At 72.1% G+C, this 10,822-nt stretch carries 11 protein-coding genes; 9 read left to right on the forward strand and 2 right to left on the reverse strand.

The window, feature by feature from the left end:
- Nucleotides 1-52: 52 nt before the first annotated feature.
- From IM697_RS08420 to IM697_RS08430, 3 genes are all read left to right on the forward strand, one after another.
- Nucleotides 53-1,990, forward strand: coding sequence for a SpoIIE family protein phosphatase (locus tag IM697_RS08420; protein WP_194046158.1), 1,938 nt, complete (start codon nucleotides 53-55; stop codon nucleotides 1,988-1,990).
- A 27-nt stretch (nucleotides 1,991-2,017) separates the two neighbouring features.
- Nucleotides 2,018-3,250: a radical SAM family heme chaperone HemW gene (gene hemW, locus IM697_RS08425; protein WP_194046160.1), complete on the forward strand. Its 1,233-nt coding sequence runs from the start codon at nucleotides 2,018-2,020 to the stop codon at nucleotides 3,248-3,250.
- A gap of 100 nt (nucleotides 3,251-3,350) precedes the next feature.
- Nucleotides 3,351-3,929: a Uma2 family endonuclease gene (locus IM697_RS08430; RefSeq protein WP_228044567.1), complete on the forward strand. Its 579-nt coding sequence runs from the start codon at nucleotides 3,351-3,353 to the stop codon at nucleotides 3,927-3,929.
- Here IM697_RS08430 and IM697_RS08435 read toward each other — a convergent pair.
- Complete coding sequence (locus IM697_RS08435) at nucleotides 3,907-4,722, reverse strand: DUF3097 domain-containing protein (RefSeq protein WP_194046164.1); 816 nt, start codon at nucleotides 4,720-4,722, stop codon at nucleotides 3,907-3,909. The two genes, IM697_RS08430 and IM697_RS08435, sit on opposite strands and share 23 nt — an antisense overlap.
- A 31-nt stretch (nucleotides 4,723-4,753) precedes the next feature.
- Nucleotides 4,754-5,485: an MBL fold metallo-hydrolase gene (locus IM697_RS08440; protein ID WP_194046166.1), complete on the reverse strand. Its 732-nt coding sequence runs from the start codon at nucleotides 5,483-5,485 to the stop codon at nucleotides 4,754-4,756.
- 161 nt (nucleotides 5,486-5,646) lie between these two features.
- Between IM697_RS08440 and hrcA the strand changes: the two genes are divergently transcribed.
- The 6 genes from hrcA (at nucleotide 5,647) to IM697_RS08470 (ending at nucleotide 10,807) form a co-directional block, all read left to right on the forward strand.
- Entirely contained in the window at nucleotides 5,647-6,663 is a 1,017-nt protein-coding gene (hrcA, locus tag IM697_RS08445; protein WP_194046175.1) for a heat-inducible transcriptional repressor HrcA, read from the forward strand.
- On the forward strand, nucleotides 6,664-7,803 hold the full coding sequence (dnaJ, locus tag IM697_RS08450) for a molecular chaperone DnaJ (RefSeq protein ID WP_194046176.1): 1,140 nt from the start codon (nucleotides 6,664-6,666) through the stop codon (nucleotides 7,801-7,803).
- A 79-nt stretch (nucleotides 7,804-7,882) separates the two neighbouring features.
- The gene (locus tag IM697_RS08455; protein WP_194046177.1) at nucleotides 7,883-8,968 is read left to right on the forward strand and encodes a nitronate monooxygenase; all 1,086 of its coding nucleotides are present in this window, start codon (nucleotides 7,883-7,885) and stop codon (nucleotides 8,966-8,968) included.
- Nucleotides 8,965-9,723, forward strand: a complete 759-nt coding sequence (locus IM697_RS08460) for a 16S rRNA (uracil(1498)-N(3))-methyltransferase (RefSeq protein ID WP_194046178.1) — start codon at nucleotides 8,965-8,967, stop codon at nucleotides 9,721-9,723. The genes IM697_RS08455 and IM697_RS08460 overlap by 4 nt, the downstream gene beginning before the upstream one ends.
- Nucleotides 9,724-9,743: 20 nt before the next feature.
- Entirely contained in the window at nucleotides 9,744-10,136 is a 393-nt protein-coding gene (locus IM697_RS08465) for a VOC family protein (protein WP_194046179.1), read from the forward strand.
- 92 nt (nucleotides 10,137-10,228) lie between these two features.
- Nucleotides 10,229-10,807 carry a hypothetical protein gene (locus tag IM697_RS08470; RefSeq protein WP_407699613.1) on the forward strand — a complete coding sequence of 193 codons (579 nt, stop codon included), beginning with the start codon at nucleotides 10,229-10,231 and terminating at the stop codon, nucleotides 10,805-10,807.
- Nucleotides 10,808-10,822 lie beyond the last annotated feature (15 nt).

Consider the following 10,822-nt stretch of genomic DNA (forward strand, 5'->3'; position numbering starts at 1 on the left):
TCTGTCGGCGTCGACTGAGGCGTATTCGTCCGAACCGTTCGGGGAGCTGTACATGGGGGCCATTCCGGCGCAACGGGAGACCGTTACCCGTGCCTGTGATGCGCCTGCGCGGGACGGCGGGCACGCGGAGGCCCGCACCACCCTGCCCGGCAGCCCGCTCTCCCCGGGCTCCGCCCGCACCCTCGTGCGCGCCGCCCTCACCGACTGGGCCGCCTCCGGACTCCCCGGCACCGAGCACGTCACCGACCGCCTCGTCGACGACGCCGTCGTGGCCGTCAGCGAACTCGTCACCAACGCCGTCGTGCACGCCGGCACCGAGGTCGAGCTCTCCTGCCGGCTGGAGGAGGACGGCGCCCTGCTCGTCGAGGTCCTGGACCACCACCCCTCGCGCGCCCCGCGCGACGGTGAGCTGGAGGCGCCGTACGAGACCCCGGAGTACGGGCGCGGGCTGCGGCTGGTGTCGCGGCTCGCGGAGTCCTGGGGCGTCACCTACCGCACCGGCGCCAAGACCGTGTGGGCGCGACTGCCCGCCGAGGACCCCGTCGCGGCCAGGGACGACATCGAGGCGTACGCCGAGGAGCGCGCGCTGGAGCGCGGGCTGCGCGTCGCCGAGATCCTCGCGCCCGAGCCCCAGCGCGCCGAGCGGGACCGGGACTGGCTCAACCGGGGCGCCCTGTCCTTCCTCGCCGAGGCCTCCGACCTGCTCGCCGGGCAGCTCGACGAGAACCTCGTCGCCGCGCTCGCCGGCCAGCTGATCGTGCCGCGGCTGGCGGACTGGTGCGCGGTGTGGCTGGAGGACGAGGTCGCCGGGCGCTGGGGATACCCCCGATCCGGTGAGACACAGGGCGGGGCCGGCTGGGCCGCGGACGGCACGGCCGGCACCGGGCCCCGGCTCGCCCGCGTCTGGCACGGCTCGGAGAACCTCATCGAGGAACTGCGCCGCGCCCTGGAGAAGGAGCCCCCGCTGCCGCCCGCCAGCCAGCGCACCGGGCCCGTGGCCTACCCCTGGCCCGGCGAGGCACTCGGCGCCCGCCAGGCACACGGCACCGCGCTCGCGTACCGTCTGATCGCCGGCGGCCATCCGCTGGGCACGCTCGTCATCGGGCGGGCCGACCTCGTGCGCTTCCCCGACGAGGTCACCGGACTCGTCGAGGACCTCAGCCGCCGCGTCGCCCTCGCCATCGGCGCGGCCCGCCAGTACGCCCGCCAGGCCACCATCAGCCGGGTCCTGCAGCGCGGACTGCTGCCCGGCGCCGTCGCCGAGATCCCCGGGGTGGCCAGCGCCCTCGTCTACGAGCCGTACGACAAGGGCGGCCCGAGCGGCGACTTCTACGACCTGTTCCCGGCCGGCGACGGCCGCTGGTGCTTCGCCATCGGGGACGTCCAGGGCAAGGGCCCGGAAGCCGCGGTGGTGATCGGCATCGCCCGCCCCTGGCTGCGGCTGCTCGCCCGCGAGGGCTACCGCGTCTCCGACGTCCTCGACCGCCTCAACCAGCTCCTCCTCGACGACGCCACGGAGGCCGCCGACGCCGCCGCCCGCGCCCTGGCCGGCCCGGTGGCCCCCGGCGACGGCCCGCAGACCCGCTTCCTCTCCCTGCTCTACGGCGAGCTGACGCCCTTCGACGGCGGCATCCGCTGCACCCTCGCCTCCGCCGGCCACCCCCTGCCGCTGCTGCTCGGCGAGGACGGCGAGGTGCACACGGCCGCGCAGCCGCAGACCCTCCTCGGGGTCGTCGAGGACGTGACGTACACCAGCGAGACCTTCGAGCTGCGCTCCGGCGACACCCTGCTGTGCGTGACGGACGGGGTGACGGAGCGGCGCAGCGGCTCCCGCCAGTTCGATGACGGCGACGGCCTCGCGGCGGCGCTGGCCGGGTGCGCGGGCCTGAACGCCCAGCTGATCGCGGAACGGATCCGCAGGCTGGTGCACGAGTTCGGGGGCCGTCCGCCGGAGGACGACTTGGCCCTGCTGGTGCTGCAGGCCGAGTGACCGGCGAGGTACGGGACAATAGAACCCATGCCCTCCGCACTCCCCGACGGCGAGCCCGTCCCCGCCGACGGCGCGCTGCCGCCGACCGCCCTCGCCGACGTGGCCGACCGCCCCCTCGGCTTCTACCTGCACGTCCCGTACTGCGCGACCCGCTGCGGCTACTGCGACTTCAACACCTACACGGCGACCGAGCTGCGCGGCACGGGCGGCGTGCTGGCGTCCCGCGACAACTACGCCGAGACGCTGATCGACGAGATCCGCCTGGCGCGGAAGGTCCTCGGCGACGATCCGCGCCCGGTCCGCACGGTCTTCGTCGGCGGCGGTACGCCGACGCTGCTGGCCGCCGACGATCTCGTACGGATGCTGGGGGCGATCCGCGACGAGTTCTCACTGGCGCCGGACGCGGAGATCACGACGGAGGCGAACCCGGAGTCGGTGGACCCGGCGTATCTGGCGCGGCTGCGGGAGGGCGGCTTCAACCGGATCTCCTTCGGCATGCAGAGCGCGAGGCAGCACGTGCTGCGCGTACTGGACCGCACGCACACGCCGGGACGCCCGGAGGCATGCGTGGCGGAGGCCCGCGCGGCGGGCTTCGAGCACGTGAACCTGGACCTGATCTACGGCACACCCGGCGAGTCGGACGACGACTGGCGGGCCTCGCTGGAGGCGGCGATCGGCGCCGGACCGGACCATGTCTCGGCGTACGCCCTGATCGTCGAGGAGGGCACCCAGCTGGCCCGCCGCATCCGCCGGGGCGAGGTCCCGATGACGGACGACGACGTGCACGCGGACCGGTACCTGATCGCGGAGGACGTGCTGTCGGGGGCGGGATTCGACTGGTACGAGGTGTCCAACTGGGCGACTTCTGAGGCCGGGCGCTGTCTCCACAACGAGCTGTACTGGCGGGGCGCGGACTGGTGGGGCGCGGGGCCGGGAGCGCACTCGCACGTGGGCGGGGTGCGGTGGTGGAACGTGAAGCATCCGGGCGCGTACGCGGCGGCGCTTGCGGAGGGGCGGTCGCCGGGTGCGGGGCGCGAGCTGCTGTCGGAGGAGGACAGGCGGGTCGAGCGGATCCTGCTGGAGCTGCGGTTGCGGGAGGGGGTGCCGCTGGAGTTGCTGCGGGAGGAGGGGCTTGCGGCTTCGCGGCGGGCGTTGGGGGAAGGGCTGTTGCAGGACGGGCCGTACGCGGAGGGGCGGGCCGTGCTGACGTTGCGGGGGAGGTTGCTGGCGGATGCGGTGGTCAGGGATTTGGTGGACTGATCACTCGGGCGAGTGAATCGGCGTGGAACGTCGGTTCGGTCCCTAAGCTGGTTCGTAGGCTGCCGCCAAAAGGACGCGGCGGATGTGGAGGGCCACGGAGATGACCGCTGTGGACGAACGCGGGATGACGAAGTACTTCGAGGAGATTGAGCCTCCCGAGGGCGTCAGGGTCGAGCTCCTCCGGGGGGAAATCGTGATGATGGCGGCTCCCGATCTGGTGCACAACCGGATTGTGGCGGACGTGCAGGATCAGATCCCGCGCAAACCCTGGGAACGACTCCAGACGACGGACCTGGACATCATCGACGAGGCCAGCGAGCCCATTCCGGACCTTGTGGTGCTAGAGCGTGGTGTGGCTCCAGACTCAGGCAACCTGGTGCCGTCCCAGATGGTCACATTGGTGGTCGAGGTGGTCTCGAAGACGAGTGTCGACCGGGACTACGGGATCAAGCGCTCGATCTACGCGGCAGGCAAGATCCCCGCCTACCTGATCATCGACCCGATCATGGCGCACTGTGTTCTGCTGACCGATCCCATCGGCGATGGAGATCAAGCCGACTATCGCGGGCAGTGGATTACGAAGTTCGGTGACCCCGTGCTGCTCGAACTGCTCGGGGTAGAACTGGACACGAGCGAGTTCGGAACTCTTACCGGGGTCAGGCGTCACCGGCTGCCGTGACGAAGTCGATCAGCTCCTCCACCCTCCCCAGCAACTCCGGCTCCAGGTCCTTGTAAGACCCCACCCGCTTCAGAATCGCCTGCCACACCGCCCCGGTGTTCTCCGACGGCCACCTCAGTGCCCGGCACACCCCCGTCTTCCAGTCCTCCCCATGCGGCACCCGCGGCCACGCCTCGATCCCCAGGGACGACGGCTTCACCGCCTCCCAGATGTCGACGTACGGGTGGCCCACCACCAGGGCGTGCTCGCTCGTCACCGCCTGTGCGATGCGCCACTCCTTCGTGCCCGGTACCAGGTGGTCCACCAGGACCCCCAGCCGCGCATCCGGACCCGGTGCGAATTCGGCCACGATCGACGGCAGATCGTCCACGCCCTCCAGGTACTCCACCACCACGCCCTCGATGCGCAGATCGTCGCCCCACACCTTCTCGACCAGCTCGGCGTCGTGTCGGCCCTCGACGTAGATACGGCCGGCGCGGGCCACGCGTGCGCGGGCGCCGGGGACGGCGACCGAGCCGGATGCGGTACGGGTGGGACGTACCGGAGCCGCGCCGGACGGCCGGACGAGCGTCACCACCTTGCCCTCCAGCAGGAACCCCCGCGGCTCCAGCGGAAAAACCCGGTGCTTGCCGAAGCGGTCCTCCAGGGTCACCGTGCCGGCCTCGCAGCGGATCACCGCGCCGCAGAACCCCGTGCCGGGCTCCTCGACGACCAGGCCGGGCTCCGCCGGGACCTCGGGGACGGGCTTGGGCTTCTTCCAGGGCGGGGTCAGGTCCGGGGAGTACTGGCGCATTCGGATGACGATAGGAGAAGTGGCCCCGCGCTCACCGCGACACGCCGAATCTGGCGGCCAGCTCGTCGCGCTGGCGCCGTACGAACTCCGCGTCCACCACCGCTCCGTGACCGGGCACGTACAGCGCGTCCTCGCCGCCCAGGTCCAGCAGGCGGTCCAGGGCGGCCGGCCAGTGCGACGGTACGGCGTCGGGGCCCGCCTGGGGTTCGCCGGACTCCTCGACGAGGTCCCCGCAGTAGACGACCTCAGGGTCGCCCGGCACCAGTACCACCAGGTCGTGGGCCGTGTGCGCCGGGCCCACGTTCGCCAGCAGGACCTGGCGGCCGCCGCCCAGGTCGAGGGTCCACTCGCCGCTGACCTGGTGGTGGGGGTGGACCAGCGCGTCCACCGCCTCCTCCGCCGCGGCCGGGTCCAGGCCGTCCCGGACGGCGTCCGCGCGCAGCTCCTCGCGCGCGTGCCGGCCCGCCAGCACCGTGTCCATGCCCACCGGGCCGTACACCTCCGCCCCCGCGAAGGCCGCCGCGCCGAAAACGTGATCGAAATGGGGATGCGTCAGCGCGAGATGAGTCACACGGTGACCCGCGAGCCACTGCGCCTGCGTACGCAACCGCACGCCCTCCGCGAGGCTCGACCCGGCGTCCACGATCAGCGCGGTGCCGTCCCCCACCACCAGCCCCGCCGTGCAGTCCCAGACCGGAAGCCGGTACCGCCCCACCCCGGCCGCCAGCCGTTCCCACCCCAGCTCTTCCCAAGTCACCGTCATACGGCGACGCTAAGCGACACCACCGTCGGGCGCGGCGGTGCTGGCCCGGCCTTGCCCGGGGTGCACCCCACCGCCGTACACTGGCCGGGGACGGCTGGCACTCGGATGGACAGAGTGCCAGGAAACGCGCCAAGGGGACGACCGCTGGAGGTGTGCGCGAGATGCTGAGTGAACGCAGGCTTCAGGTACTGCGCGCCATCGTCCAGGACTACGTCGGGACCGAGGAGCCGGTCGGCTCGAAGGCGCTGACCGAGCGGCACAACCTCGGTGTCTCCCCGGCCACCGTGCGCAACGACATGGCGGCCCTGGAGGACGAGGGCTTCATCGCCCAGCCGCACACCAGCGCCGGGCGCATCCCGACCGACAAGGGCTACCGGCTGTTCGTCGACAAGCTCGCCGGCGTCAAGCCGATGACCCCGCCCGAGCGGCGCGCCATCCAGAACTTCCTCGACGGCGCCGTGGACCTCGACGACGTCGTGGCCCGCACGGTACGGCTGCTCGCGCAGCTCACCCGGCAGGTCGCCGTCGTGCAGTACCCGTCCCTGACCCGGTCCACCGTCCGCCATGTCGAGCTGCTCTCGCTCGCGCCCGCGCGCGTGATGCTCGTCCTGATCACGGACACCGGCCGGGTCGAGCAGCGCATGATCGACTGCCCGGCGCCGTTCGGCGAGGCCTCGCTCGCCGATCTACGCGCGCGGCTCAACAGCCGGGTCGCGGGCCGGCGCTTCACCGATGTGCCGATGCTCGTCGAGGACCTCGCCGAGGCCTTCGACCTCGAGGACCGAGGCACCGTCTCGACCGTGCTCTCCACCCTCCTGGAGACGCTCGTCGAGGAGAACGAGGAGCGGCTGATGATCGGCGGCACCGCCAATCTGACCCGCTTCTCGCATGATTTCCCCCTCACCATCCAGCCGGTGCTGGAGGCACTGGAGGAGCAGGTCGTGCTCCTCAAGTTGCTTGGCGAGGCCGGGGATTCGGGCATGACCGTGCGCATCGGGCACGAGAACGCCTACGAAGGACTCAACTCCACGTCCGTCGTGTCGGTGGGCTACGGTTCGGGCGGCGAGGCAGTCGCCAAGCTCGGCGTGGTCGGACCGACCCGCATGGATTACCCGGGAACGATGGGAGCGGTACGCGCAGTGGCACGTTACGTCGGACAGATCCTGGCGGAGTCGTAAGTGGCCACGGACTACTACGCCGTGCTCGGCGTGCGTCGCGACGCGTCGCAGGAAGAGATCAAGAAGGCCTTCCGGCGGCTCGCGCGCGAGCTGCACCCGGACGTCAACCCGGATCCGAAGACCCAGGAGCGGTTCAAGGAGATCAACGCCGCGTACGAGGTGTTGTCGGATCCGCAGAAGAAGCAGGTCTACGACCTCGGCGGCGACCCGCTCTCGCAGCAGGGCGCCGGCGGCGGTGCGGGCGGCTTCGGGGCCGGTGGGTTCGGGAACTTCTCGGACATCATGGACGCGTTCTTCGGTACGGCGTCCCAGCGCGGCCCGCGCTCGCGCACCCGGCGCGGCCAGGACGCGATGATCCGGCTGGAGGTCGAGCTCGACGAGGCGGCCTTCGGCACGACGAAGGACATCCAGGTCGACACGGCCGTCGTCTGCAACACCTGCAACGGTGAGGGCGCGGCGCCCGGCACCTCCGCGCAGACGTGTGACATGTGCCGCGGTCGCGGTGAGGTGTCGCAGGTGACGCGGTCCTTCCTGGGCCAGGTCATGACCTCGCGGCCGTGCCCGCAGTGCCAGGGCTTCGGGACCGTCGTCCCGACGCCGTGTCCGGAGTGCGCGGGCGACGGGCGGGTACGGTCCCGTCGGACCCTCACCGTCAAGATCCCGGCCGGTGTCGACAACGGCACCCGGATCCAGCTCGCCGGCGAGGGCGAGGTCGGGCCCGGCGGCGGTCCCGCAGGTGACCTGTACGTCGAGATCCATGAGCTGCCCCACCCGACCTTCCAGCGGCGTGGCGACGATCTGCACTGCACGGTGACGATCCCGATGACGGCGGCGGCCCTCGGCACGAAGGTCCCGCTGGAGACGCTGGACGGCCTGGAAGAGGTCGACATCCGCCCGGGCACCCAGTCCGGCCAGTCGATCCCGCTGCACGGCCGGGGTGTCACGCACCTGCGCGGCGGCGGCCGGGGCGATCTCATCGTCCACGTCGAGGTCACGACCCCGACGAAGCTCGACCCCGAGCAGGAGCGCCTCCTGCGCGAGCTGGCCAAGCTGCGCGGCGAGGAGCGTCCGCAGGGGCAGTTCCAGCCGGGGCAGCAGGGGTTGTTCTCCAGGCTCAAGGACGCGTTCAACGGGCGTTGAGTCCGGAGGCAAACTCCGGGCCTATGCCAAGGGGAAGGGTCGATTCGGACTTGTTCGGAGGACGTGACAACATGCCGTCATGTCCTCCGCACTGACCGATCTCTTCCCCCATCCGATCGTGCAGGCCCCCATGGCGGGCGGCGTCTCCGTGCCGCAGCTCGCCGCCGCCGTGTCCGAGTCCGGTGGGCTGGGTTTTCTCGCCGCCGGGTACAAGACCGCCGACGGGATGTACCAGGAGATCAAGCAGCTGCGCGGGCTGACCCAGCGTCCTTTCGGCGTCAACCTGTTCATGCCGCAGCCCGAGCATGCCGACGCCGCGGCCGTGGACGTCTACTCACACCAACTGGCCGGTGAGGCCGCCTGGTACGAGGTCGAGCTCGGGGACCCCGACAGCGGACGCGACGACGGCTACGACGCCAAGCTCGCCGTGCTGCTCGACAACCCGGTGCCGGTGGTCTCCTTCCACTTCGGCGTGCCCAGCGGCGACGTCCTGGAGTCCCTGCGCCGCGCCGGCACCGTCACCCTCGTCACCGCCACCACCCCGGACGAGGCCCTCGCCGTGCAGCGGGCCGGCGCCGACGCGGTGATCGTGCAGGGCATCGAGGCCGGCGGCCACCAGGGCACCCATCGCGACAACCCCGAGACCGAACGCGCCGGCATCGGGCTGCTCTCCCTCGTCGCCCAGGTCCGCGAGACCGTGAGCCTGCCCCTGGTCGCCGCCGGCGGCATCATGCGCGGCAGCCAGATCGCCGCCGCACTCGCGGCCGGCGCCAGTGCCGCCCAGCTCGGCACCGCCTTCCTCGCCACCCAGGAGTCCGGCGCCCACGCCCTGCACAAGCAGGCGCTGACCAACCCCCTGTTCGTACGGACCGAGCTGACGCGCGCCTTCTCCGGTCGCCCCGCACGCGGCCTCGTCAACCGCTTCATGCGCGAGCACGGGCCGTACGCCCCCGCCGCCTACCCCGAGGTCCACCACCTCACCTCGCCGCTGCGCAAGAAGGCCGCCGCCTCCGGCGACCCGCAGGGCATGGCCCTGTGGGCGGGGCAGGGACACCGCATGGCCCGCGAACTGCCCGCCGGGCAGCTGGTGGAGGTGCTGGCCGCCGAACTGGACGCGGCCCTGACAGCGTTGTCGGCGTTCCCGCGGGGCGGTGCCGGCCGATGACCGCGCCGGTCTTCGTCGTCGAGTCGCTGGAGCGGGCCACCGGTCCGGGCGGCGGCGAGTACGTGCTCGACGGGCCCGAGGGGCGGCACGCCGTCTCGGTGAAGCGGCTGCGGCCCGGCGAGGACGTCGTCCTGACCGACGGGCACGGGCGCTGGGCCGAGGGCGTCGTCAAGGCGGCCGAGGGCAAGGACCGGCTCGTGGTGGAGCTCGGCGCCGTGGCCGAGGAGCCGCCGGAGCGGCCCCGTATCACCGTCGTCCAGGCCCTTCCCAAGGGGGACCGGGGCGAGCTGGCCGTCGAGACCATGACCGAGACCGGCGTCGACGCGATCGTGCCGTGGGCGGCCGCCCGCTGCATCACCCAGTGGCGGGGCGAGCGGGGCGCCAAGGCCCTCGGCAAGTGGCGGGCCACCGCGCGCGAGGCCGGCAAGCAGTCGCGCCGGGTACGCTTCCCCGAGGTCGCGGAGGCGGCGACGACCAAGCAGGTCGCGGCGCTGCTCGCGCAGGCCGACTTCGCCGCCGTACTGCACGAGGAACGCGACTACGGCAGCGAGCCGCTGGCGACGGCCGAACTGCCCGCCGACGGCGAGATCGTGCTCGTCGTCGGCCCCGAGGGCGGGGTGTCCCCCGAGGAGCTGGCCCTCTTCGAGGAGGCGGGGGCGAAGGCGTACCGTCTGGGCCGTACCGTCCTGCGCACCTCCACCGCCGGAACCGCGGCGACGGCACTGCTCCTCGGCCGCACCGGCCGCTGGTCCTGACCCGGGGAGGGACGTCCGCCGTGGAACTCGCCCAAGTAAGACTGCTGGTCAGCGACTTCGCCGCCTGCTACCGGTTTTACGCCGACGTCCTCGGCCTCAAGCCGCAGTCGGGCGCGACCAGCGGGCCGTACGAGAAGTTCAGCCCCGCCACCGGCTCGGCGGGCATCGCCCTCCAGGACCGGGCGATGATGGCCGAGGTCCTGGGCGAACTCGGCGACGACGCCAGCGGCCATCGCTCACTGGTCGTGCTGCGGGTGGACGACCTGGACGCCTACTGCGCACAGATCGCCGAACGCGGCGCCACCCTCCTGCGCGGCCCCGCTCCCATGACCGACCGCATGCGCGTCGCCCACCTCAAGGACCCGGAGGGCAATCTGGTGGAGCTGCAGCAGTGGCTGCTGCTGCGCACCTGAGACAGGCCCTGGACCACCTGTGACGTGCGAGCGCGGGGTGTGGCCGTATGTGCTCTACCGCGGCGGCCGGGACAGTGGCAGGCTGCCCTCCCATGGGGGCTCTCAGGAGGGTTTGGGGCCGCGCGGACCGGCCTGCGGGGCGTCGTGCGCGCGCGGTGCGGGTGGCCGGTGCGGCGGGCGTGGCCGTGCTCGCCGTCGGCGGGACGTCGGCCTGCGATCCGGGCGGGCTGAACACGGCGACCGTGGCGTTCACGACCGACCAGACCGTGACCGCCGAGCTGGAGCGGCAGAAGGCCGATGTGCAGTGGCTCAACTGCACCGGTTCGTACGACAACGGCGGCAAAGGCAACGGCGGCAACAGCTCCGCGACGGCCAGTGAGAACACCATCGTCAAGGTCGACTGCGAGGGCGAGACCTCCGACGGCAAGGACATCACCGTCACCGGCCGGATCACCCGGGCCGTCAGCGGTGCCTGTGTGCGCGGGGACCTCGTCGCCAAGATCGACGGCAAGGAGTGGTTCCACGTGAACGGGCTGGGCAACTGCAACGCCACGCCCTCGCCGGTCAACCCGCCCGGCAACGGACAGCAGCCCGGGCCCACCGTCACGGTGACCGTCACCAAGACCGTCTACTGCAAGGAGCACCCGAACTGCTGGCCGGAGGGCAAGTGAGCGCTTTCCGAAGGG

Origin of the sequence: Streptomyces ferrugineus, from assembly GCF_015160855.1 — a bacterium.
Classification (GTDB): Bacteria; Actinomycetota; Actinomycetes; order Streptomycetales; family Streptomycetaceae; genus Streptomyces; species Streptomyces ferrugineus.

Excerpts from the sequence above, each read along its gene's own strand:
- IM697_RS08430 (WP_228044567.1), top strand. The coding sequence starts at position 3,351 with ATGACCGCTGTGGACGAACGCGGGATGACGAAGTACTTCGAGGAGATT.
- IM697_RS08440 (WP_194046166.1), bottom strand. The coding sequence starts at position 5,485 with ATGACGGTGACTTGGGAAGAGCTGGGGTGGGAACGGCTGGCGGCCGGG.
- IM697_RS08470 (WP_407699613.1), top strand. The coding sequence starts at position 10,229 with ATGGGGGCTCTCAGGAGGGTTTGGGGCCGCGCGGACCGGCCTGCGGGG.
- IM697_RS08420 (WP_194046158.1), top strand. The coding sequence starts at position 53 with ATGGGGGCCATTCCGGCGCAACGGGAGACCGTTACCCGTGCCTGTGAT.
- hrcA (WP_194046175.1), top strand. The coding sequence starts at position 5,647 with ATGCTGAGTGAACGCAGGCTTCAGGTACTGCGCGCCATCGTCCAGGAC.
- hemW (WP_194046160.1), top strand. The coding sequence starts at position 2,018 with ATGCCCTCCGCACTCCCCGACGGCGAGCCCGTCCCCGCCGACGGCGCG.
- IM697_RS08460 (WP_194046178.1), top strand. The coding sequence starts at position 8,965 with ATGACCGCGCCGGTCTTCGTCGTCGAGTCGCTGGAGCGGGCCACCGGT.
- IM697_RS08455 (WP_194046177.1), top strand. The coding sequence starts at position 7,883 with ATGTCCTCCGCACTGACCGATCTCTTCCCCCATCCGATCGTGCAGGCC.
- IM697_RS08435 (WP_194046164.1), bottom strand. The coding sequence starts at position 4,722 with ATGCGCCAGTACTCCCCGGACCTGACCCCGCCCTGGAAGAAGCCCAAG.